The sequence below is a fragment of the Pseudomonas sp. Pdm06 genome, from assembly GCF_014851795.1.
Lineage (GTDB): Bacteria > Pseudomonadota > Gammaproteobacteria > Pseudomonadales > Pseudomonadaceae > Aquipseudomonas > Aquipseudomonas fluorescens_AA.
Window position 1 is genome coordinate 1 of record NZ_JACVAH010000066.1, and the last position, 255, is coordinate 255.

At 48.6% G+C, this 255-nt stretch carries 1 rRNA gene; it reads right to left on the reverse strand.

Going from position 1 to position 255, the window contains the following annotated elements:
* Window positions 1-255, reverse strand: a 23S ribosomal RNA gene (locus tag IB266_RS30570); the annotation flags it as partial.

Sequence of the window (255 nt, forward strand, 5' to 3'; positions counted from 1 at the left end):
TTCCAGAGCGTTCCGCTAAAATCAAAGAAGCTTAAGGGCTAGTCCCCGTTCGCTCGCCACTACTAAGGGAATCTCGGTTGATTTCTTTTCCTCAGGGTACTTAGATGTTTCAGTTCCCCTGGTTCGCTTCTTGCACCTATGTATTCAGTACAAGATAACCATCTTATGATGGCTGGGTTCCCCCATTCAGACATCTCCGGATCACAGTCTGTTTGCCGACTCCCCGAAGCTTTTCGCAGGCTACCACGTCTTTCA